The organism is Pseudomonas sp. 28 E 9 (assembly GCF_900004785.1).
GTDB classification, from domain to species: Bacteria; Pseudomonadota; Gammaproteobacteria; order Pseudomonadales; family Pseudomonadaceae; genus Aquipseudomonas; species Aquipseudomonas orientalis_A.
Map to the genome: position 1 here is coordinate 61,374 of NZ_CVTK01000047.1, position 23,580 is coordinate 84,953.

Sequence of the window (23,580 nt, forward strand, 5' to 3'; positions counted from 1 at the left end):
AGCGGTCGAGGGCAGGATAGGCAACTTCCTACAGAGGAAAGGGACGCACCGTACCAATTAATCGTTCGTTGGAGCCGGCGTGTCACTGCACAGGCAAGAAATTCATCAGCAGCAGACTTTGCGCGTAGTTGAGGCCAATGCGTCGGTAGCGCTCATCGAGTATCTGGGTCAGCAGGTCGAGGCGCGCGACAATCTTGCCGAACTCGACGGCGAAACTGAGGTTGCTGCCCTCCTCTGATATCTCGTTGGAAAACAGCAGCAACACGCCATTGGCGTCCTGGCGCTGGCCGAGCAGCCAGGTGGCTTTCTCGATATTACGTGCGGCATTGCTGACGAACTGCGGGTTGATGGAGTCGGTCACGTAAAACTGCGTGCGCCCACCGTGGGCGGTCACGAGCATGCTGCCGATCGCGTAGATAAACGCCCCCACCCGATCCCCGCGAAACTCCGGGCTCAAGGAATAACTCAGGGCCGCCAGGTCACGACGCTCCCCCAGCGCTGGCAACGGCTGACGGTTTTCGATCGCCTGACGAATAGTCCGCGCAGCGGTCACCGCATCCGGGTAACCGGACTGGCGCCACTGGCTGGGGTTGCGCAGGTACAGCTTGCTCATCAACAGATAGAGACTTTGAAGGTTGTCGCGCATGCCCAGGGTGGCCATGCGATCCACGCTGGTTTGAAAAAACTCATCAGGCTTGCCGTCGCTGAACTGCCTGGCGATGTCACGCCCCTGCTGCTGGCTGCAGCCAGTGGTACACAACGCTAACAGTGCAGCCAGCAACAGCGGCCAGCGGGTGATAAAAGCAATTGACGTTCGATCCATCGGCACCGGGTCTATGGCTGTTGGCCACCCGCAGGAATCGGGTGGCTGGGACAGAGGTAGATCAGGAGAATGGAAAAAAGTGCAGCCCCACGGGTTCAGATAAGCAATGGACTACGGGGCGTTGCGACGATGGCTTTCAGAACGCATCAATCGCCGCTGTAGAAAATTTGAATTAGCGAGTTGCCCTCTCGGTCAAGAATTATGAACGCAGTCAATCTGACGAGGTAAGCGAAATGACTATCCAGGCAGAAACACTCGTACAACTGACCCAAGCCCTGAAAGAGCGTGGCCTGAATCTGGTGTCCGACGTGCACTTCACCCGCGCGCCCTATCGGCACAATCACCGCTGGATCTGCACCGTAGAGTAGAGAATCGTTTTGCGCCGATTTCAGTCTGGCGTCAGTGTTCCAGGATGACCAGGCCTAGCTGTTCAGCTGAAAAAACACGGAACGTCTCCATCAGAGGGGATCGGTCTGCAAGGCGTGCGTTGACGTGGACAACGCCCGCGAATCAAAGACTGCAGCCCCCGGCAGGGCCTGCCAGACGGCGGGGCCGGCGGCAATTTCCTCGGCACTCAGCAGGCAGGTGTCGAGCGCGCGTTGCAGTGCGGGGATGTCCAGATCCTGGCCGATGAAGACCAGCTCCTGGCGACAATCGCCGACAATCCTGTCCCATTTGGCCATGATGCCCTGCAACCGATAGTGGTCCTGCGGCCATTGCGCCGGATCGATGAAATTCCACCAGCGGCCGACATAATCCCACTGAAACTGCCTGCCGCTTTGTGCCAGCAGACCGGTTTCCTGATGTCGGCTGGCGAGCCAGAAATAACCTTTGCTGCGCAACAGGCGTCCGTTGCTCCAGGGACGGCTGAGAAAGTCGAGCAGGCGCTGCGGGTGAAAAGGTGCGCGCTCGCGGTAGACCCAGGACGTCACGCCATAGGTGTGCGACTCGGAGGCCGCTGCGTCGCCCTCCTCCATCTGTTTCATCCAGCCCGATGATGCCGCAAGGCTGGGTAAATCGAACAGGTGGGTACCGAGAATGCCGGCTAACGCGGTGTTGCCGTGGGTCATCGGCACGATGCGCGCGCTGGGATTCAGCCCCGCCAGGATCGCCTGCACGGCCTGGTAACCCGGCGCATCGAGCAGATCCAGTTTGTTGACGAGAATGACGTTGGCGTACTCCACCTGCTCGATCAGAAGATCCGCCAGAGGCCGCCTGGTCATGCCTTGTGCGTCGTCGCGGGCGACGGTGTCCGATGACTCCAGCAACCCCTGGAAACGGCTGCCATCGACCACCGTCACCAACGTATCAAGCCGTGCCAGTTCGCTGAGGCTGAAACCGTCGGCGTCGAGAAAGGCGAACGTTTCCGCGACCGGCATCGGTTCAGAGATGCCGGTGGACTCGATGAGCAGGTAATCGAAACGCTGCTGACGTGCCAGGGCGCTGATCTGCTCCAGCAGATCGGCGCGCAGCGTGCAGCAGATGCAACCGTTGCTCATCTCGATCAACTCGTCGCGCCCCCGGTGCAGCGACACATCGCGCTGCACCTCGGCGGCGTCGATGTTGACCTCGCTCATGTCATTGACGATGACTGCCACCCGCAGGCCTTCGCGGTTGCGCAGGATATGGTTGAGCAGCGTGGTCTTGCCGGCGCCGAGGAAACCGGACAGCACCGTCACCGGCAGTCGGCCTGTCAAGGCGTCGTCCGTCATGCGCTCACCGTGCCGTCGGCGTGGTCCAGATAGCTTTCGAACAGGTCGACCACCACCAACCCCTCATCGGCCGCATCGCCCCACAGGTCTTTCACGCGAAACTCGACGTGGTAGGTCGGCTGATGCGCCGCACGCGTATCGCCATGGCCGATCGCGTCCGGGAACGGCCATTTTTCTGCCGTGCGGTGCAGCACCACGCCCGTCTTGCCCCGTACGTAAGCCGGCATGCGCACATGCCCGGCCACGTATTCGTTTCGCACCACCACCCGGTCGCCCACTTCGAAGGGGGCGCGGCCGGTGATTGCCGCACGCCCACTCGACCGGGCAGGGTTTGCCAGCTTGAAATGAGACCCCAGGGCCTCATCAAGCTCCGCCTGGGTGATGACGCCTTTCTCGACCAGCAAGGTTGCGGTCGCAATCACATAACGCTCGTAGTACTGGGTTCCGACATGCTGGCGAACGTCCAGGCGTTCGACGGCATGGCGCACTTCGTCCACGCTGAACATCTTCAAGTGATCGGCACCGATGAACATCAGGCTGTAGGCCAGGTGTTCCCAGTCCTGCTTGAACACCGGTTGGTAGCTCAAGCTGTTGACGGTGTGGGGGACTTTTCCAAAGCCCTGGAAACCGCCGAGATCGTGAAAGCCATCCATACTGAAACCTCCGGGAATTGAACAAAAAGGGGCTGGGCTCAGCCAACTCGAGGCAAGGCGACGCCAATCAGCACGTCCTTGGTGACCAGTGCCTGAAGCTGCTCTTGCGTCATATGCTCGGTGCCTTCAGGTCTCACCGGCACCACCAGGTAACGGGTTTCGGCGCTGGTGTCCCAGACCTTGACCACCACGTCGGCGGGCAGCTCAGTGCCCAGCTCGCGCAACACGGTGCGCCCTTCGCGGACCAGGCGTGCGCGGAACTCAAAGCCCTTGTACCACTCGGGCGGCAGGCCCAGCACAGGCCAGTTGGTGCAGGAGCACAGGCTGCACACAATGACGTTCTTGAGGCGCGGCGTGTCTTGCAGCGCGACGATGTACTCGCCCTGCGGGCCGGTATAACCGAACTGCGCGCACGCGGCGGTGCCGTCCTTGAGCAACAGCGCGTGGAACTGCGGGTCGACCCAGGCCTTTGCGACCACCCTGGCGCCATTCTGCGGACTCCATTCGTGCGCCATCAGTTGCGTCATGTGTTCGATGTAGCCCTCGGGGATCAGGTCCTTTTGCTTGAGCACCTGCAATAACGCCTGCGCGCGTTCGCCCGGGGTTGATGTGGTTTTTTCAAGGGTGGTCATCGGTGAGTTCCTCATCAGTGAAGGTCGAAGCAGCGCCTGGCGTTATGGTTGTTGCGCTGCACGGGAGCGGCTAGGCGGTTTTCCAGTCGACGGCCGCTTCGAACGCGGCGGCCGCCTGGTAGATCGTGCCTTCGGCGTAGTGTTTGCCCACGAGCATCAGCCCGACCGGCAAACCGTCCACCAGGCCACAGGGAATCGACATGGCCGGATGGCCGGTAATGTCCTGGGCCGAGGCGTTGCCGATCATTTCCAGGGCTCGCGCCACGTAATCGGTGATCGAGCAACCCGGTTCCGGGTGGGGTTGGGCAATGATCGGCACGGTGGGCATCACCAGCAGGTCATAGCGGGCCAACGCCGCGTCATAACCGGCGCGCGCCAGGCGCCTGAGGTTTTGTGCCTTGGCGTAGTAGCGCCCGTTGTAGCGCTCGACCCCGTACTGGCCGACGAACATGCACAGCTTCAGGGAAGCGGACAGCTCATCCGCCTGCTCGCGCCATCCGGCCTGCTTGTCCAGCAAGGCGAGGTCATACAGCCCCTGCCAGTTAAACCCGGCGCCATTGCCGTGCATCATCTGCATGGTCAGGCCTTCGCAACCGATCGGGTGCCACAGCGAGCCTGCAATCCGGTGTTCGGCCACCGACACGTCTTCGACCTGTGCGCCCAGTTCTTCGAACCGGGCGATGGCATTGCGCACCGAGGCGGCGACGCGCGGGTCCTGATTGGCCAATTCGAAGCCTTCACGCAGCACACCGATCCTCAGCCCTTGCACGCCACGGTCCAGGTAATCGCTGTAGGTGTCGACCTGCGGCGCGGCCTGGCGCGGGTCGAGGCCGTCCGCGCCGGCCATGACTTCCAGCATCAAGGCGTTGTCGCGCACCGTTGCGGTAATGGGGCCGGCGTGGTCGAGGGTTGCTTCGATGGCCATGATGCCGGTGTACGGCACCAGGCCGTGGGTCGGCTTCATGCCGTAGGTGCCGCAGAATGCCGAAGGGATGCGGATGGAGCCGCCTTGATCGCCGCCCACCGCCATATCGACCTCGCCCGCGGCCACCAGCGCCGCGCTGCCGGAAGACGAGCCGCCCGAGGCATACCCCCGGCGGTAGGGATTGTGCACCGGCGCCGGATCGGACGTGTGGCTGCCGCCGGACAAGCAGTAATGCTCGCAGGTGGCTTTGCCGAGGATGGTTGCGCCCGCCTCCAGCAAACGGGTGACGACGGTGGCATCGAACGACGGCACAAAGCCCTCCAGGGGTTTGGCACCGTTCATCATGGGCACGCCGGCCAGTGAAATATTGTCCTTGAGCGCAACCGTCTTGCCTGCCAGTTTGCCTTCACGGGCACCGCTGACTTCGGTGCGGTAATACCAGGCGTTGAGCCGGTTGTGCACCGCCGACGGGCGATAACCCACGCTGCGCTCGTAGCGCGTCGGCGGAATGAAATCGGGCAGTTCGTCGATCAGGTCATAGGCGTCGAAGCTCCCCTGCATCAGGGCCAGGTATTCACTGGCTTGCTCGGGGCGAAGCTGCATGTGCAAGCGACTCGCAATGTGCTGCAGTTGCTCAAGAGTGGGGCGAACGATTGCCATGGAGGGCAGTCCTTATCGTGGGTGGCCTGGCGCTCAAGATAATCTGCGCCAGTGGGCACAGGCTTGGTTGAAACGGACAGCGACTTGGCTGGGCCGGACACCCCGCGCAACCCTCGAGGGCAGCCGGCCGCTGCCGTGCAAGACGGCGACCTTAAAACACGCGGGCGTAGCGCAGGTTCATGCGGAAATCTTCCCGGGGCCCGTTGTCCACCGACAGATCCTTGCCCAGTTGCAGCTGGATCTGGTCCTGGGCGGTGACGAACTTGGTGGCCGTCAGCCGGAAGTTTGTGGTGCCCAGCTCGTTATCCTGGTTGACGTGCTCGACGTTGGTTTCACCGCCCCAGGTGCGTCCAAAACCGATCCCGAAGGTGGTGGTGGCGTCAGGCATATAGCGCCCCATCAGCTGCGCTGCGTAGGAAACATCCTGCTTGAGCCGGTCGGCATTGGCGCCGTAATCGGTGTTGTCGCCATACCAGGTCGCGCCCCCCACCACGTCCACCGCCCAGTGAGGCGTGAAGTGCTTGACGTAGGCGCTCTGCAGTTCGAATTTCCAGCGGTTCTCACCGATGTTCAGCCCATCATCCTTGTCGTAGGTGCCCGTTGGGACGAAGACGTAGGGCGCAATGCTCAGGGTGTCGCGGGCGTCGTTGAAGCGCCACTTCACCGGTGCGGTCAGGATCAGGTCGCCAATCCCGCGGGTACTGCCCAGCGCCGAGGCGTCACCGGCGCTGGAGACATGCCCGAAGGGCAGCAGGAATTGCGGGTCGATGGTGACCGTGTCGCTCAGGGCGTACACATGCAGCAGACGCAGGATGCCGACATCCGAATTCAGCCTGAAATCCGAACTCGCCTTATGCCCCTTGGCGTAGGCCGAGTCCGTGGTGGAGTGCTGGTAATAGAGCGCACCGATAGTCGCGCCAACGGGGTATTGCTCATAGTCGCCGGGGGCGACCTCAACGGCGTGCGCCGGGAACACCGGCAATACCGTGGTGAGTGTGAGCAGGCGGAGCTTGTTCATGGTGTATTCCTCGCAAACGGATGCCGTGCCACCTGATGAGGTGGCAAGCCGGTGAAGTCAGGGCTTAGCGTGTGGGGACGCTCAGGCGGCTGCGGTTTGCGCGTCGCGCAGCATTCCGGTGTGGGGATGACAGTTGATGTATTCGAACAGTTGGCTCTTGGCGTCCGACACCGATACTTCGTGGTACAGGCGTAACTTTTTCAAACCCGCAGCCACACGGAAGAACGTCACGAAAATGCGCAGATGGGTCGGATGCGACTCGGCCCAGCGTTCGAGTTTCTCCACCGAACGCCAGTGGCCGATGTTGTAGCTCACATCCAGGAAGTTGCCGTCCAGGTCGATATTGCGCACGAACCGGTTGCTGTAGCAGCCCAGGGCCTGGCCGTTGTCACGCAGGAAATCCATGCCGTCCTGCAGGGTCGGCAGGATTTCGTCCAGATACAGCGAGCGCTCGTCCGCCTCGGCATCCGCCCAGTCCTGGCCCGAGCGAATCAGCGTGAGGTTGTCATGCCCCATGATCACCACCCGGCCACCCTTGGCCGGATCACCGGCGACCACTTGCAGTTCGCTGGTGGGCTTCATCCAGTCCGTCTGGGAGATCGGGAAACGGTCGCGCATCGAGCCCCAGTAACCGTGCTCCTCGATTTCGCCGCTGGTCGAATCCATGACGGCGCCGACACCGGGCAGGTTGTCCTGGAAGGCATACAACGTCTCGAACTGTTCGGTGCGCGGTGCGCTGATTTCACGGAAATAGCCAAGGCCGTCATTGAGCCGGTCCGGTGAAGCCCACCAGTCGTTGACCGGCGCCGAACGCAACCAGCGGCAATACGCGCCGGGGTCTTTCCAGTAGCCAACGACCATCAGGTTGTCAAAGCCGCTGTTGTCGGTGTGGTGGGTCAAGTCATGGGTCTGCGGGCCGTCGGCCAGGCTGAAACTGCCGACAATATGACGCATGGCTTGCAGCGCGGCTTCGCGCTGGGCCTCGCCTCGATACTGCACACCGAGATACGCCATCACCACCTGTTCAAGCTGCTCGTCTGCGCGGGCGACCCACATCGGGAACGGTGGCTGATACTCCTCGGGCACCCGGCGCGACAGGCTGCGTGGGCATTTGAGATGGGCGTCGATTGCAGATTCCATAGTGAGCTCCTCGTTATTTTCGTTCAGGCCTGCGGATGGGCGGTATGAGCGGCTGCGAGGTGCAAATTAGACCGGGACGACCAGGGGTCGCTTGGCTCGTCGAGACAACCGTTTGGTTGGGCGAGACAGGCGGCGGCCGCCGGGCCGACCGTGATCGGCGATGGTGCATGCGTACTTTCGGTGGGCATGCCCAGGGCGAACTCATCCCCCTGCGGTTACAGATAAGCGAGGCGGCAGGCACACAAGGTCCCGTGCAAACGCCTGGCCTGCTAATTGCTTGCCAAAAAACGCCCGTTACCCCTTCTCGAGCCCGCTGTACCGAGGTCCGTGCCATGAACCCGAGCACTCACTATTCGACCCTTGCCGTTCCTGCGCCCCGTCGCTTTGATTACTGGAAAGAAGTGGTCTGCCGCCACTGTCTGGCGGCCGACAGCAAACCCTTGTCCCAGAGCAGTTTTGATGGCGCCCTGACGGTCAACTCCGTCGGCGATCTGGACCTCTGCTCGCTGTCCTCGCCGTTGCATTATTGGGAGCGATCCGAGCGGCATCTGCGCAGCGGTCCGGCGGAAGACTTATGGCTGGGTTTCGCCCGAAATGGCCATGGTCAGATTGAACAAGGTGCACGCAAAGCCAACCTCGCAGCGGGGAATTTGTTTCTTTACGACGCAACCCAGGCGTTTCGCTTCAGCTTCGGTGGTACCGAAAATCACTTGGTGCGTATTCCGCGGGCCTTGCTCACCGAGCGTCTGCCGCGCATTGCGCAATACACCGCGATGGTCCTCGACGACCGTCGTCCGGGGGTCATCCCCTTGCGCGAAATGCTGCGCCAGGCCGCGAGCACGCCGACGTCGATGCAGGATGAACACATCGCAAAGCGTTATGCCGCGACATTGCTTGACCTGCTGGTGATCAGCCTTGAGCTGCAGGACCTGACAACCACCCACCAGGAACTCGACCTGTACGGCCGCATCATGCAGTACATTCAACGGCATTTGACCGAGCCGGACCTGTCGATTGAGGGCATCGCACGGGCTCACCATGTATCGACCCGCACCGTGACGCGCGCCTTCGCACGCTACCAGAAGACCCCCGTTGCAGAGATCTGGAAAGAACGCCTGAACGCCAGCCGTGAAGCGATCGAGCGCGGTCAGGTGCGCAGTGTGTCCCAGGCGGCACTGGACTTCGGGTTTTCCGACTTCTCCCATTTCAGCCACGCGTTTCGCAAGGCATTCGGTGTGGCGCCGAACACGCTGTTGCACCGCGGCTGAAGCGCACGGCTGTCATCTAAGACACGGCCCCCCCCTGCGCGCCTGCGCCTGGATGAACTGCCTCTGTACCCCTTCCAACAAGGCCTACGCGATTAGTAATCGCGCAATTATTTAGCGCGCCTATTATCTCGATTCATTCTTTTGTATTCCTGAATGTGCACCTGCCCCCCAAGCTGCGAGTGAGCGTCACTGCGCCGCGTGGATGTCTTGTCCGCGCTCCACAAACGGACGTGGAGAAGCCACGCCACTGAATCCCGGCCCCCGGAGGCCTTTATGAAATTAAGATCCTTGAATATCGCGCGCAGGGCTTTCGTCTGCTTTGGCCTGATCACACTGCTGCTGATCAGCCTGGCAGGTTTCTCCTATGTACAGATCGATCACCTGCGTAGCGCAGAGCAGGACATCGAGCAAAACTCACTGCCCAGCGTCCAGGTCATTGACGATATTCAAATCGCCCTGCTCCACGCGCGCCTTGAAAGCATCCGCATGCTTTCGAGTACGACCAGGGAGGTGCATGACAAATCGCAGTCATTGGTCGAAGACGCCATACAGGCACTTCAGTCGAAGACCGCGTTTTACCGTGAACACCTCATCTCCGGCGAGCAGGATGAAATCCAGTTTGCGAAGACCAGCCAGGCGATGAATGTATACATCGACGGCCTCAAGCAAGTGCTTGCCCTCGATAATTCCGATCATGACCAGGCTGTTGTTTTTGCGAACACCGAGCAGGCGCAGCGAGCAATCGCCTATCAGGATCAGCTCACCATCTTGCGTGAGCAGAATGGGCGTCAGGCGGTGGAGTCCGGCGAAGAGGCGACAGCGGTATACACCCATAGCGTGAGCGTGCTGATCTCGGTACTGGTCGTCGCATTCATCCTGACAATCGTCTTGGCGAGCTTGTTTACCAGAAGCATTGTCAGCCCCATCAACTCCTCGCTTGAGTTGGCGGAAAATATAGCGTCTGGCGACCTCACCCACGACCTTGAGGTGACAGGTTCGGATGAAGCCTCGCGCTTGATGCAGGCACTCAATCTGATGCAGAACAACCTCAGGAGCACCATTTCAGAAATCTCGGGAGCGTCTGCTCAACTGAGTACTGCAGCCGTTGAAATGACCTCGATCACCGAGAGTGCCGACCGCACCCTGCAACAGCAAAACAGCGAGATAGAGCAAGCGGCCACCGCCGTCACCGAAATGAGCGCGGCGGTTGAAGAGGTCGCCAGGAATGCCAACTCCACCTCCGAAGCGGCCATGCAGTCCAGCGTCTCGGCTGATCTGGGCAATCAGAAAGTGACTGAAACGCTGACGGCAATGCGTGGACTGACGGAACTGGTAGAAGTCTCGTCAGGCCAGGTAAAAGAACTGGCGGGCCAGGCTCAAGACATCTCCAAAGTATTGAGCGTGATCAGGGCGATTGCCGAGCAAACGAACCTGTTGGCGTTGAATGCCGCCATTGAAGCGGCACGTGCAGGCGAGCAAGGCCGTGGTTTTGCGGTGGTGGCCGATGAGGTTCGGGCCCTGGCGCACCGCACCCAGACGTCGACCCAGGAAATCGAACAGATGATCTCCACGATTCAGGCCGGTTCTTCAGCCGCCGTCGAGTTGATGCAAAAGAGCACCTCAGAGGTGTACACCACCCGAGATACCGCAGAGCAAGCTGGCCACTCACTGCGCCAAATCATTGATTCGGTACTGGAAATCAACGACCGCAATATCCAGATTGCAACCGCTTCCGAGGAGCAGGCTCACGTAGCGCGCGACGTGGATCGCAGCCTTATCAGCATTCGCGACCTGGCCATCCAGAGCACCGAAGGCACCCGCCAGACGTTGATGGCAAGCAATGAGTTGTCACGCCTGGCCGTCAACTTGAACGACTTGGTGCTGCGGTTCAAGACTTGAAGCTGGATCAACACCGATCACAGGCAAAAAAAATCCCGCAGAGCAGTTGGCTCGCGGGATTTCTCTTGGATGTTTTGGCGTGCAACCCGGGATTTATTTGGCTTGGCGAAGCACAAGCTCCGACAGACGGGTCTTAACGCGGAAGCAGAACTCACGAATTTGAAATTGATAGGCAGGCATGACCATATAGTTCAAATCGGCGCCCAGTGAATCCTTAACTTCCATGTATTTAGCGGTCTTGCTGGCAATGGCCTGGTATTCGACCTCGTATTTGTCGTAAGACGCCTTGTTGTAAACCTTCAGGACATCCAACTCTTTACGGCACTGCTCAGCGCGATTCTGGTTGAGTTTTGTCTCTGATTCCGGCTCTTGCTCCGGCTCTGCCGCCTGCGGTGAGTAAGGCACTGCGGCGTAAGCACTGGCGTTCGCAGGTGCAGCCTCATATCGCGCAGGCGATTGTGCGGGTGCCGGAGTTGCGGCCTCAGGCGCTTCTTGCTGGACGACGGCAGGAGGTGGTGTCACTTCAGGTTTTTCTGGAGTTTTAATAGCGCATCCCGAGAGGGCAATCCCTAGCACTGCAACGATGCCACACATTTTATTCATCGGTTCCACCAACAGGTCATTTCGGTTAGCTGAGTCGTTAGGTTCTGGGTAAAAGCCATGACTCATTCAATGATCGAGCATGAATTTCTACCAGCCTCAAGGCGCTCAGCCGCTCTTCCTTGAGTACGCAGATTAACGATGGTAGTAAAAAAACAGCGAGGTGACGAGTAAAAGCTCGTCAGAAAGACCACGGATTTTATGGGGCAATGGCACTGGCCGTCGTGGCGCTAGTGTCTGAGTGCCCCTCATTGAAAGTTCAGCTCGGTGCCAACCGCAGCCGTGGCACGAAGTGTACGCAGCCCCAAAAGTACCACCATCACCATCAACAGACCCGCGCCAATGGCTACGCCAAACCCAGCCTGCGCGCCATGAAAGTCAATCACAAGCCCCGCCAGCACGCCACCAAGCGCGACACCGATACTGATCCCTGTGGTCATCCATGTAAGCCCTTCGGTGATCCGGGACGGTGGAAGAATGATCGTGCCCAGGTTCATGACAACCACCATGGTTGGCGCGAAGGACATCCCGGCCACAAACAGCATTGCACACAGGATATAAACGTTCGGTGAAAGAATGGGCAGTACGGAAGTAGCCGCCGTTATCAACACGCCGATAAAGAATTGCTTTTCAATCGCCAGGGAGATTCTCAGTGCGCCGAATGTAAGGCCGGCGATCATGGAACCAAGCGCATAAGCGGCCAGGATGAAGCTGGCGGACGCGGGCCAGCCCTGCGCATTGGCGAAGGCTACAACCGCCACATCAACCGATCCGCCGATCACACCCATCGCCAAAAGCGCAAGCACAATGGTGCGAACGCCGGGGATAAGCAGGGTCGAGCTTGCGTTGCGCCTGATGCCTGCAACCACCGTGGGCTCAGTTTGGCGCTGCATGAGAAAAGCTGTAACGCCGACAATCAGCAACAGCACCGCTACAAGCGGCCCGGCTTCAGCGAAAAAACTTACGCTCAAGCCAATGGCAAGGGGTGGGCCGATGATAAAGGCAAGTTCGGTCAGAACCGTGTCCAGAGAGAAGGCCGTATGTAACTGTGGCTTGCCGCGGAAAAGCTGTGTCCAACGTGCTCTTATCATCGCCGGCATGCTCGGCATCGTGCCCGCCAATGCCGCCAGAACGAACAGCAGCAAGGCAGCGGCCCCCATGTAAACGGCGAGTATCAGCGCCAGCAACATACCAATGCTGAAGGCCGTCACGTAGGGCAGAACCCGACGTTGGCCGTGCTGGTCGACAAGTTTCGAGATATGCGGACCGATCAGCGCATTCGCCAGCGTGAACGTACCGGCCACCGAACCCGCCAGCCAGTAAAGCCCCGTCTGCTGCACCAGCATGGTAATAATGCCGATGCCGATCATTGCCTGTGGCAGGCGGGCAATCGAACTCGCAACTACCAATCCTACGACGCCCGGCGTAGCGAACAGTTCGCGATAGGGATTCGCCATGATTACTCCTTTTTTATAATGTGTTGCTGATAAGCAGCCCGACGCATGAGGCACGCACCGATAAGGCCGGCATCAGCGCTGATTGGTTATTTGCAGGTGCATGCAAGCGGGTAGCGACGGTCCACTTGCATGCAGATCGGCGCAACCCTCTACAGTAGCGCTCGATTCAAGGCTGCGGCCAAGTACGTGCGGTTATGGATATCTTCCATCATCGAGACGTGATCGCCTGGAATCGCTACCGAACTGATCGCCAAGTCAGGCAGCAACTCGCGCCAGCCGCCAACCCTGTCAACCTGAGATAAAGCACCGTGCTCAGGTTCAGTCGCGAAAAAATGATGGAGATTGACCGGTAACGGTTCGGGTTTGTAGGCACGCGCAATCTGCGAGAAATGATAGATGCCGTGCCATTTGGCGGCCTCCAGTACGATGTCAGCGTTGACATCATAGCCACCCAACGCCTGAGCTTTTTTGATCAGCTCGCAAATCTCCTGCACCTCATCGAGCACATCGAACTTATCTCGCTCCGTTTGCGAGGAAGCCGCTTTCACATGCTCAATAAAGTAGCGCCTGATGTCGTGGTCTTTATAGGGCAACTTATGCGGTGCAGGCACATCGATGAAACCTAAAAACTCGATACTGGCTCCCTTTGCTGTCAGTGCCTGGGCGATGGCATAGGCAAGAATCCCACCCGAAGAATACCCGGCAAGGCGGTACGGCCCCTCAGGCTGGATCGCCTGCATGAGCGGTATGATCCTTTCTGCCATATTTTCCAAAGAGTGCGGCAAAGGCTCGCCAATAGCGGCCCACGGCAATACATGAATCGGGCAACTGGCGCGGATTTGCTGGGCAAGCGAAATAGCATACGAATAATCGGCCAACCCCGAGGGCACGAAAAACACCGGGCACTCAGCACCGTCCGCGCGTACGGTAATCGCACCGATCCGCAGATCAAGCAGGGAAGACTGTGCGACCTGAGCAGCAAGGTTGGTCAATCGGGGGTGTTGGAAAATGTCGCTCAGCGAACATTCCAAACCATGATTTCTGATCTTCTGCATCATCTGAACGGCCATCAGCGAATGACCGCCGAGTGCGAAAAAATCGTCCTGCCGACCGATGCGCTCGAGCTCGAGCAACTCTGACCAGAGTGCTGCCAGGATCGTCTCCGTTGCACCTTGCGGCGGCTCATATGCCGCGTGGGCAAAGGCCTCATCCCCAGGAGCAGGCAAGGCCCGCCGGTCAAGCTTGCCATTCGGCGTCAGCGGCAAGTGTTCAATCTGCACAAAGGCTGCTGGCACCATGTAGTCGGGTAGACGCTCACTCAGATAATCTCTTAATCGTCCTGCCATAGGCCGACTCGCATCGGTGTCGGTGCCGGGTATGGAAATATCATCGGCCGGCTGCACCACTACATACGCGATCAGGCGTTTGTCCGGGTCTGCACCTTGCACGTCCACCACCGCCTCGCGGATGGACGGGTGCTCAGCCAGCCTGGCAGCGATTTCGCCCGGCTCGATCCGCAAGCCACGAATCTTGACCTGGTCGTCATTACGCCCCAGGAACACCAGATTTCCATTGGCTTGATAACGGGCCAAGTCCCCTGTTCGATACATGCGCGCATCGAGCGTAGCGGAAAATGGATCGGGCAAGAAGCGCTCATCCGTCAATGTGGCAAGGTTCAGATAGCCACGCGCGACCCCTGCGCCCCCAATGTAAATTTCACCGACCGCTCCCAGCGGAACGGGCGTGCCATGGGCGTCCAGAAGGTAAATGCAAGCGCTTGAAATAGGACGGCCTATCGGAACCGGATCAACGTCATCGCAGGAACAACGATGGACCGCCGCCCAGACTGTCGCTTCAGTCGGCCCATATTCATTGAACAACTCAACCGCCGCAAAGGCTGAGGCCACCTCCTGCACCAACTGCCCAGGACAGGCTTCACCCGCCACTATCACCTGACGCAATCGCGCATAGCCACGTTGGGCGACCTGCGCAAGAACCAATCTTGCAAGCGACGGCACCATCAGCAAGGACGTGACTTTATTTGCAATCAGGACGCGGCTGATGATGCAGGGGTCCACAACCGCCTCGCTACCGGGCAGACACAAGGCGCCGCCGGTCGTTAAGGTTCCGAAAATACCCGCCACGGAGCTGTCGAACGCCATGGACGACAGCAGCAGAAATACGTCGCCGAGACCTGACTTATAAAACGTATTCCTTGCAAATGTCGATGAGATCAATCCGCGGTGCTCGATCATGACCCCCTTGGGGTGCCCGGTTGATCCCGAGGTATAGATCAAGTAAGCGAGGTGACGGGATGTGAGATCGTCTATCTGCAGATTGGCATCCGCTCCAGTCGGTATTTCATTCGGGTCAAGCACCGGATAAGGCAGTAAGGCCCCACCAAGCGCTTGTCGCCCGGTCCAATCGGCCAGCACCAACAGGGGGGCCGTGTCGTCCAGGATGTATGCCAGACGATCTGCCGGATAAGCCGGGTCAAGCGGCACATAGGCGCCGCCCGACTTCAGGATAGCCAAGAGACCCACAATCATGGCCATGGAGCGCTCGACACAAATAGCCACGCGCTGGTCTGGCCCCACGCCCAACTCGACCAACCGCATTGCCAGCTGATTGGCCTTGGCATTGAGTTCAGAATAACTGAGCGTGTCACCGTCACAAATCAACGCTGTTGCCTGTGGGGTGCGCGCCACCTGCGCCTCAAACAGATGATGAATACATAGCTCCTGCGCAGGTGAGGCGTGCATCGGGTTCCACGTCTTGAGCAGCAATGTGCTTTCTGCCGCCGGCAGAATATTCAGCTGTCGAACCGGACGCTGCGGCGAGTGGTCCAGGAGCTGCGCCAGGCTGTCCAATGCCTGTTCCATGTAGGCACCCACACGAGCGGAATCGAACGGCGCCACCACTTGAGTCGTCAGCCCCAGCGAGTGACCGAAATCTTCGACAGACAAGGTGAACGGGTAATTGGTCCGCTCTTGCTCGCTCAAGAACTGCGCACCCTTCATTTGCCCCAGGGTCTGGACAATATTGTCAGCGCCCGCCAGATCATTGTGACGGTAGTTGAGCAAAGCGCTGAACAACGGCGTGCCGGTGGCGACCCCACTGCACCGTTGCGCCAGCGCCAGTGAGGCATGCTCGTGGGCGAGCAATGCCGCCAGGCGTTCATGTCCCTGCTGGACACTGTGGGCGGTCCCCATGCCACCTGAGTCAAATCGGATCGGCAGCGTATTGATGAACATGCCCATCGCCCGATCTGAACCATGACCGGCTTGCATGCGCCCGAACAGCACCGTACCAAACACAACTTTTTCCTGGCCGCTGGTGCGCGCCAGTACTTGGGCAAAGGCCACATGGCAAAGGCTGGCCAGACTCACGTTCAACCGCTTTGCCTGCGCCCGTAACCGCTCATTCAGCTCGGTCGGGATCATGCGGTAGGTCTGGCTTACCTGTGTCCCGTCCAGATGCACTTTCGCCAGACCAAAGGGCAGCGTCGGCTCCTCTATGTCAGCCAGCATGGACCTGAAGAAAACTTCATGCTCCGCCATGCTCTTACCTGACCGTACCTGGCCTATCAGGTTACGGAAAGGTTGGGGCGGCGGCAGTGTCTCACCACGCCCAGCGATGAAGGCCTGTACCTCGTGATAAAAGAACTGCAATGACGAGGCATCGTCAATCAAGTGATGTTGCAGTTGCACCAGGATGAACCGGTCTGCCTCAGGGTCATGCGCGATGATAAAGCGCAGCACGGGTGCCTGAGTCAGGTCGATCCGATGCCGACAGGAATCAAAGCGCCGCGAAAGCTGATCGGTAACAGGGCCTTTCGTCGGATCGAGCATCACCTCGGTGACCGAGAGAGAAGCCTGTCGCCAGACAACTTGCGCTGCACGAGACAACCCCTCCCAGACAAAGGCGGTGCGCAGAATGTCGTGACGGTTCACAACCTGTTGAACAGCGTGAAGATACCCTTCCAGTGTTTCACGATCGGCAAAGGCCATCTGCGCAACCAGCAAGTAGGGGTCGCCCTCCTTCGCCAATAGATGGTGGAAAAGGATGCCGTCCTGCATGGGTGAGAGCGCGTAGATATCCTGGATATTGGCAACCCCCCCAGGAACCTGTGAAACGATCGAGTCGATGTCCGATTGATTGAGATCAATCAGCGGCAACAGTTCGGGCGTGATAATACGCGTGTCAGACCCGATAAGATTGGGCGGCACCCGTTCTTCCCGATACTGACCAAGCTTCCCAGCCAGCACTGACAAAACCGGCGCCTGGAATAAATCCCGTACAGCCAGGCTCAAGTCCTCACGGCGTAACCGCTCGATCAATCGCACCGCCATAAGTGAATGCCCGCCGAGGGCAAAGAAGTTGTCATGGCGACCGACTTTCTCAACGCCAAGCAGCTCTGACCAAATTCCGGCAAGCACGACCTCTATCCAATCCAACGGTGCCTCGTAGATCCCATGGGCAAAGGCGTCGTCCTCTGGAGTCGGCAATGCTCGCCGATCCAGCTTGCCGTTGCCTGTGAGGGGTAAGCTGTCCATGCGCACGAACGCCGATGGCACCATATAATCGGGCAAACGGTCCATCAGGTAATCACGCAGCGCGCCCGCCAGCGCCAAGCCGGCCTGGCCAGTGTCTGGAATACCTTGAACATCGGAATCCGCGACGACGTAGGCGACCAATCTCTTGTCGGCAGCCTCACCCTGCGCCACCACTACCGCTTCGCGAAGGGCCGGATGCTCAGCCAATCGGGAGGCAATTTCGCCCAGCTCAATCCGAAAACCGCGAATCTTGACCTGATCGTCATTACGCCCCAGGAACACCAGGGTCCCGTTCGCAAGATACCGAGCCAAATCCCCGGACCTGTACATCCGCGCTCCGGACTCACCCACGAAAGGATCGCGCAGGAAGCGTTCGGCCGTCAGTTCGGGACGGTTCAGATAACCCCGCGCAACGCCGGCACCGCCGATGTAGATTTCCCCCGTAGCCCCCAACGGCACAGGCTGGCCGAAGGTGTCGAGAAGGTAGACGTTCAAGTCTGGCAAACGTCGGCCAATCACGCTTTCGTCTTGTTGCGCATCGACTGATGTCAGCGGGTAATAAGTGACATGGACCGTCGTTTCAGTGATCCCGTACATGTTCACCAATGTCGGGCCGCAGTCCCCTCGTTGGTCATACCATTCGCGCAGAGTCGAGGGTTGCAGCGCTTCGCCGCCAAATATGACATAACGCAGCCGGTCCGCTGACGGCTGCGCATATTTCATCAGGGCGGTGAAGGCGCTCGGGGTCTGATTCAGAACGGTGATGCCCTGCTCGCAAATCAACTGATAGAACGCTTGCGCTGAACGGCTGATCGCATGGGGCACTAATACAAGGGTGCCACCATAACGAAGGGCCCCCCACAGTTCCCACACCGAAAAGTCGAAGGCAAAAGAGTGGAATAGGCACCAGACATCACTCGCCGCGAAAGCAAAATCGGCGTGCGTCGTGTCGAACAGGCGCACCACCTGAGCATGTTCGATCATCACCCCTTTGGGCTGGCCGGTTGAACCCGACGTGTAGATAATGTACGCGAGATTCTCTGGGGTAAGATCGGGAACCTGTGGATCAGCCTCCGCTTCGACTGGCGCTTGTGCATGAGCCTCGTTTGGATCAAGTACGGTTCGCCCCTGCAAGGCGTCATCAAGGGCGTGGCGCCCGGCCGCGTCAGCCAGCACCAGCACCGGTGCCGTATCACCCAGGATGAACGACAGTCGCTCGCCCGAATACTCAGGGTCGAGCGGCACGTAGGCGCCCCCCGCTTTCAGGGTCGCCAGCAGGCCGACGACCATCGCCACAGAGCGCTCCACACAGATCGCCACGCGCTGGTCAGGCTCGACACCCAAAGCAATCATCCGGTGCGCCAACCGATTGGCCCTGAGGTTGAGATCGCCATAGCTAACCGAGTTGCCCTCAAAGACCAGTGCCGTTGCCTCAGGATTCAACGCAGCCTGCTCTTCGAACAGCTGGTGAATACACCGATGCGCCGGCTGGGCTTCATCCATCGAGTTCCATGTCTTGAGCAGCAGGGTGCGCTCCGACGGGTCAAGCAGGTTTATTTTTGCGACAGTCTGGCCCGCATCCTGTGTCATCACGCCAAGGACATTCTTCAGATATCCCACGTGACGCTCGATCGTGGCCGCGTCGAACAAGGCCGTTGCATAACCAAGGGCGCCCACAATTTGGTCGCCCGCTTCGGCCAGATTCAATTCCAGATCGAACCGGGCTACTGCATAGGAAGAACCCACCGTGCTGACTTCCAGGCCGGGTAAGTCCCATTGGCCTGCATCGAAGTTTTGCCAGGCGAATACCACTTGAAACAGAGGCGTATGGCTCAAACGCCTGGATGGCTGGATTATCTCTACCACCTGTTCGAATGGCAGGTCCTGATAATCCTGGGCCTGGAGTGCTCGCTCGCGTACTCGCGCAGTCAGCTCGGCAACGCTCGGGTTGCCGCCAAGATCAACGCGCAAGGCCAGTGTGTTGACGAAAAAACCTATCAACGACTCAATCTCACTATGGCCCCGATTGGCACTGGGCACGCCAACCACAATATCTTCCTGCCCCGACAGACGTGACAGCACCGCCGACCAAGCCGCCAATACTGCCATAAAGAGCGTGATGCCTTGCTCCTTACAGAAACGCTTTAGGGCCGTTGTGAGCTCTGCACTGAATTCGATAGGCACCGAGGCGCCGACAAGGGATTGTTGCTCGGGCCGGCGCCGATCAGTTGGCAGATCGAGTAGCGTTGGCGCATCAGCCAGCGTCTTTTTCCAGTACGCCGCCTGTTCGTTCAAGCGCTCCCCGGACAGCCATTGCCGCTGCCAGGCGGCGTAGTCGGGATACTGGACAGGCAACGGCGGCAATGGATCGGCCAGACGGTGACTGAACGCGGTGTAAAGTGCGCTCAGTTCTGGCAACAGGACACCGAGCGACCAGCCATCCGAAACGATGTGGTGTTGCGTCAGTAACAGTACGTGCTCACTAGCGCACTCGGCGTCAGGCACACGTACTAGGCATGCTCGGATCAACGGGCCTGCGGCGAGATCAAAGGGTTCGCGAGCCTCTTGAGTACAAAGCGTTGCAAGCTGCATTTGCGGGTCGGGGCCAACCAGATCGATCTCGCGCAATGGCAAACCCTGATTGCTGCCCAGCAGACGTACTTCGACCTCACCCGCCTGGGTAACGAAAACCGATCGCAATGCATCATGGCGCGACCACAGTGCATCGAGTGCTTGCTGCAGAACCTTCACGTCCAGTTGGCCGCGCAATCTCAGCGCCAGGGGGATGTGATAAGCGTCGCTGATGCCGCTGTCCAATTGCGCCAGGAACCACAACCGCTGTTGCGCGAAAGACAATGGCAGGGGCTGCGCACGAGGCAGGCGCTGGATAGATTCGCACGCCTCAGCACCTGCATTTCGTCGGGCGTCGACCGCCGAAGCCACAGCCTGAAGCGTTGGCGAGGAAAACAAGGATGCAATGGATAATTCCGCCCCGGTGACGGCTATACGATTGGCCAAGCGTACGGCCATGAGCGAATGGCCGCCGAGGGCGAAAAAGTTGTCCTGACGACCGACTTGCTCAACGCCCAACAGCTCCGACCACATTCCGGCAAGAAGGACCTCTGTAGCGCCTACCGGAGCCTCGTAGGCTTCAAGGGCATAAGCACTTTCTTGCGGGACGGGCAAAGCCTTGCGATCAAGCTTGCCATTGGCCGTCAACGGGAAGCTGTCCATCTGCACAAAAGCAGACGGCACCATATAACCGGGTAGACGGTGGCTCAGGTAATCCCGTAGTGCGCCCGCCAACGCAACGTCTGCGTCCGAAACCTCGGACTGCGTCAATACATAAGCCACCAGGCGTTTGTCGGTCTGTTCGCCTTGCGCCACGACGACCGCCTCACGCACGCCAGGGTGTTCTGCCAACTTGGCTGCAATTTCACCCAGCTCAATGCGAAAACCGCGGACCTTCACTTGATCGTCATTGCGCCCCAGGAACGCCAGATTGCCGTCCGGCAGATAACGGGCCAAATCTCCGGACCGGTACATCCGCGCGTTGGGCTTGCCGGAGAAAGGATCATGCAAGAAGCGTTCTGCCGTCAGCTCTGGCCGGTTCAGATAACCGCGCGTCACACCGGCGCCCGCGACATAGATTTCCCCCACTTCCCCGACGGGAACGGGCTGACCGTGCGCATCCAGAAGATACACGTTCAGATCCGGCAAACACTGGCCGATCACGCTGTCGGCCAGTTGCGTATCCAAAGATGTAAGCGCGTAAAAAGTGACGTGAACAGTGGTTTCAGTGATCCCGTACATGTTTATCAGTTGTGGACCGGACGCTCCCCTTGCGCCATACCAGTCGCGCAAGGTCGCCGGCTGCAACGCTTCGCCGCCGAAAATGACATAGCGCAATCGGTCCGATAAAGGTTGCGTGTATTCCATCAAGGCGGTGAAGGCGCTTGGGGTCTGGTTCAGGACGGTAACGCCCTGCTCACAAATAAGCTGGTAAAACGCTTTCGGTGTGCGGGTGACGGCATGGGAAACCAACACCAACGTGCCGCCATAACGCAGCGCGCCCCACAGTTCCCAGACCGAAAAGTCAAACGCGAATGAGTGGAAAAGGCACCAGACGTCAGTGGTGTTGAAACCGAAGGATCCATGTGTCGTGTCGAAAAGACGCACCACTTGAGCATGCTCGACCATGACGCCCTTGGGCTGCCCGGTTGAGCCGGAGGTATAGATGATGTAAGCGAGGTTGTCAGCGGTGAGGCCAGCCACCTCGGGGTTCGTGCGCGCCTCAACAAAGCGATCAGCGGGATCAAGGACGGTATAAGCCTCCAGAGCGCTCCCTAGCGCATCGCGCCCGGTCGCATCTGCGAGTACCAGAACCGGGGCCGTATCACCGAGAATGAACGCTAGCCGCTCTCCCGAACTTTCGGGATCAAGAGGCACATAAGCACCGCCCGCCTTAAGGATTGCCATCAGGCCAACCACCATCGCAGGAGAGCGCTCAACACAGATTGCCACAGGCTGGTCAGGCCTGACGCCTGACCCGATCAGCCGATGCGCCAATTGATTAGCTTTGACATTGAGTTCGTCATAGCTAAGCACTTGCCCTTCAAAAACCAACGCCCTTGCCTCGGGATGGCGCGCAACGTGTGCCTCAAACAGCGTGTGAATACACACGTGAATGGAATCTTCAGCCGTAAACAGGTGGTGCATCCTTGCCTCCAGAAGTGAACTAACTCACTTCTTAACGATTGATTGCACCTCCTCAGGAAGTGCAATTCCATGAAAATCATCGCCCGCCCCAGGCGGCCAATTACCCTAATCCATTCGAAGGTAACGTATTGATCATTAGAACTGACCAAGGTCTTTCGTGTAAGTCAGTTTTGGCATCAGGCCCACGTATCACAGGCCCTCCAGGCAAATCTCAGTAAAAAAACAAGTTATCTACGCCCCTACCGGCGATGCCCGTGGACAAATAAACCTGGACAATCATGTATCCGGGTTGGAGATAAAAACAGCCCATCTAGCAAGGTATCTAAGTTAGATTTAACTGCGAAGCCCTGAAACCCTTGGAGCGCAAGAGTCTACCCGTGGTACTTCGAAGTCAACATTGGATCCGATCTTCATGCCCGCCACCTCGACTTTTGACATTGCTCGCCTGCGAGGTGATACGGCTCGGCTCACCCTGCCCTGAAAGCCTCCCAGAGGCTATTGAGAAAAATCGCAGGCAAAAAAAAATCCCGCGAGCGTTTGCTCGCGGGATTTCTCTTCAATGTTTGGCGGGAAACCAGGGATTCGAACCCTGGGAACGCTATTAACGTTCGCCGGTTTTCAAGACCGGTGCATTCAACCACTCTGCCAATTTCCCTTGCGCATCACGGGATTATAGTCGCTCATCCCGTCTCAGCGGGCGCCATAATACCCGAATGAAACACACTGTCAAACTCTCTGCATAGCTTGTTACAGAGCGTCTGTTATGATCTTTGCGACTGAACGTTTCAAAACTGAAGGAGTGTCGCCATGCGCGAACAGAATTACGCAGTGAATGGCAACGCGCAGGCTGAGCAGCTTGAAGTCAGCCGCGTGTTGCGCAATACGTACGGCCTGCTCGCCCTTACCCTCGCATTCAGCGGCGTGATGGCTTACGTGGCCCAGCAGATGCGCGTCGGTTATCCGAATATCTTTGTCGTGTTGATCGGCTTCTATGGTCTGTTCTTCCTGACCAACAAGCTGCGCGACTCGGCCTGGGGCCTGGTGTCGGCGTTTGCCTTGACCGGTTTCATGGGCTTTATCCTTGGCCCGATCCTTAACCGTTACCTCGGCATGGCCGGCGGTGCAGAAGTGGTCAGTTCGGCATTTGCCATGACTGCGCTGGTGTTTGGTGGCCTGTCGGCGTACGTGCTGATCAGCCGCAAGGACATGAGCTTCCTGGGTGGCTTCATCACTGCGGGCTTCTTCGTGTTGCTGGCGGCGGTGGTAGCCGGCATGTTCTTCCAGATCAGCGGTTTGCAACTGGCGATCAGCGCAGGTTTCGTGCTGTTCTCCTCGGTGTGCATCCTGTTCCAGACCAGCGCCATCATCCATGGTGGTGAGCGTAACTACATCATGGCGACCATCAGCCTGTATGTGTCGATCTACAACCTGTTTATCAGCCTGTTGCAGATCTTCGGCATCATGAGCCGTGACGACTGATTGTCAGCGCTATAAAAAATGCCCCGTATCGTGAGATAC

14 protein-coding genes, 1 tRNA gene and 1 pseudogene are annotated in these 23,580 nt (G+C 58.9%); 5 read left to right on the plus strand and 11 right to left on the minus strand.

The features are described 5' to 3' along the window. Nucleotides 1–82: 82 nt before the first annotated feature. Entirely contained in the window at nucleotides 83–823 is a 741-nt protein-coding gene (locus BFQ00_RS14300; RefSeq protein WP_065892825.1) for a hypothetical protein, read from the minus strand. Nucleotides 824–1,056: 233 nt separating this feature from the next. On the opposite strand from BFQ00_RS14300, the gene BFQ00_RS30050 reads away from it, so the two are divergent. Continuing rightward, nucleotides 1,057–1,191, plus strand: coding sequence for a hypothetical protein (locus tag BFQ00_RS30050; protein ID WP_256095189.1), 135 nt, complete (start codon nucleotides 1,057–1,059; stop codon nucleotides 1,189–1,191). Nucleotides 1,192–1,281: 90 nt separating this feature from the next. Here BFQ00_RS30050 and BFQ00_RS14305 read toward each other — a convergent pair whose 3' ends face one another. The 6 genes from BFQ00_RS14305 to BFQ00_RS14330 all read right to left on the minus strand — a co-directional run bounded on the left by BFQ00_RS14305 (nucleotide 1,282) and on the right by BFQ00_RS14330 (nucleotide 7,563). Continuing rightward, nucleotides 1,282–2,535: a GTP-binding protein gene (locus BFQ00_RS14305; RefSeq protein ID WP_065933882.1), complete on the minus strand. Its 1,254-nt coding sequence runs from the start codon at nucleotides 2,533–2,535 to the stop codon at nucleotides 1,282–1,284. After that, nucleotides 2,532–3,188 carry a nitrile hydratase subunit beta gene (nthB, locus tag BFQ00_RS14310; RefSeq protein WP_065933883.1) on the minus strand — a complete coding sequence of 219 codons (657 nt, stop codon included), beginning with the start codon at nucleotides 3,186–3,188 and terminating at the stop codon, nucleotides 2,532–2,534. Before nthB ends, BFQ00_RS14305 begins: the two co-directional genes overlap by 4 nt. Before the next feature lie 38 nt (nucleotides 3,189–3,226). Next, complete coding sequence (gene nthA / locus BFQ00_RS14315; protein ID WP_065933884.1) at nucleotides 3,227–3,820, minus strand: nitrile hydratase subunit alpha; 594 nt, start codon at nucleotides 3,818–3,820, stop codon at nucleotides 3,227–3,229. A gap of 70 nt (nucleotides 3,821–3,890) precedes the next feature. Beyond that, nucleotides 3,891–5,405 carry an amidase gene (locus tag BFQ00_RS14320; protein ID WP_065933885.1) on the minus strand — a complete coding sequence of 505 codons (1,515 nt, stop codon included), beginning with the start codon at nucleotides 5,403–5,405 and terminating at the stop codon, nucleotides 3,891–3,893. A 151-nt stretch (nucleotides 5,406–5,556) separates the two neighbouring features. Then, on the minus strand, nucleotides 5,557–6,423 hold the full coding sequence (locus tag BFQ00_RS14325; protein WP_065884999.1) for a transporter: 867 nt from the start codon (nucleotides 6,421–6,423) through the stop codon (nucleotides 5,557–5,559). An 81-nt stretch (nucleotides 6,424–6,504) separates the two neighbouring features. Continuing rightward, nucleotides 6,505–7,563, minus strand: a complete 1,059-nt coding sequence (locus tag BFQ00_RS14330; protein ID WP_065933886.1) for an aliphatic aldoxime dehydratase — start codon at nucleotides 7,561–7,563, stop codon at nucleotides 6,505–6,507. A gap of 332 nt (nucleotides 7,564–7,895) precedes the next feature. Here BFQ00_RS14330 and BFQ00_RS14335 point away from each other — a divergent pair, with 332 nt between their 5' ends. The 3 genes and pseudogenes from BFQ00_RS14335 to BFQ00_RS30475 all read left to right on the plus strand — a co-directional run bounded on the left by BFQ00_RS14335 (nucleotide 7,896) and on the right by BFQ00_RS30475 (nucleotide 10,730). Beyond that, nucleotides 7,896–8,831 (plus strand): AraC-like ligand-binding domain-containing protein, encoded by a 936-nt coding sequence (locus BFQ00_RS14335; RefSeq protein ID WP_065933887.1) that lies wholly within the window; start codon nucleotides 7,896–7,898, stop codon nucleotides 8,829–8,831. 273 nt (nucleotides 8,832–9,104) lie between these two features. Then, nucleotides 9,105–9,872: pseudogene (locus BFQ00_RS30470) on the plus strand (MCP four helix bundle domain-containing protein); the annotation flags it as partial. A gap of 69 nt (nucleotides 9,873–9,941) precedes the next feature. Beyond that, entirely contained in the window at nucleotides 9,942–10,730 is a 789-nt protein-coding gene (locus BFQ00_RS30475; protein ID WP_371914198.1) for a methyl-accepting chemotaxis protein, read from the plus strand. A 93-nt stretch (nucleotides 10,731–10,823) separates the two neighbouring features. On the opposite strand, the gene BFQ00_RS30055 is transcribed toward BFQ00_RS30475, so the two are convergent. The 4 genes from BFQ00_RS30055 to BFQ00_RS14360 form a co-directional block, all read right to left on the minus strand. Further along, nucleotides 10,824–11,333, minus strand: a complete 510-nt coding sequence (locus tag BFQ00_RS30055; RefSeq protein ID WP_256536529.1) for a hypothetical protein — start codon at nucleotides 11,331–11,333, stop codon at nucleotides 10,824–10,826. Nucleotides 11,334–11,578: 245 nt separating this feature from the next. Beyond that, on the minus strand, nucleotides 11,579–12,787 hold the full coding sequence (locus BFQ00_RS14350) for an MFS transporter (protein ID WP_065933889.1): 1,209 nt from the start codon (nucleotides 12,785–12,787) through the stop codon (nucleotides 11,579–11,581). A gap of 149 nt (nucleotides 12,788–12,936) precedes the next feature. Then, a complete protein-coding gene (locus BFQ00_RS14355; protein WP_065933890.1) occupies nucleotides 12,937–22,062 on the minus strand; it encodes a non-ribosomal peptide synthetase in 9,126 nt (3,041 codons plus the stop codon). A 564-nt stretch (nucleotides 22,063–22,626) separates the two neighbouring features. Continuing rightward, nucleotides 22,627–22,717 (minus strand) — tRNA-Ser (locus BFQ00_RS14360). Between the two features lie 152 nt (nucleotides 22,718–22,869). On the opposite strand from BFQ00_RS14360, the gene BFQ00_RS14365 reads away from it, so the two are divergent. Beyond that, nucleotides 22,870–23,541, plus strand: coding sequence for a Bax inhibitor-1/YccA family protein (locus tag BFQ00_RS14365; RefSeq protein WP_053256786.1), 672 nt, complete (start codon nucleotides 22,870–22,872; stop codon nucleotides 23,539–23,541). Nucleotides 23,542–23,580: the final 39 nt, after the last annotated feature.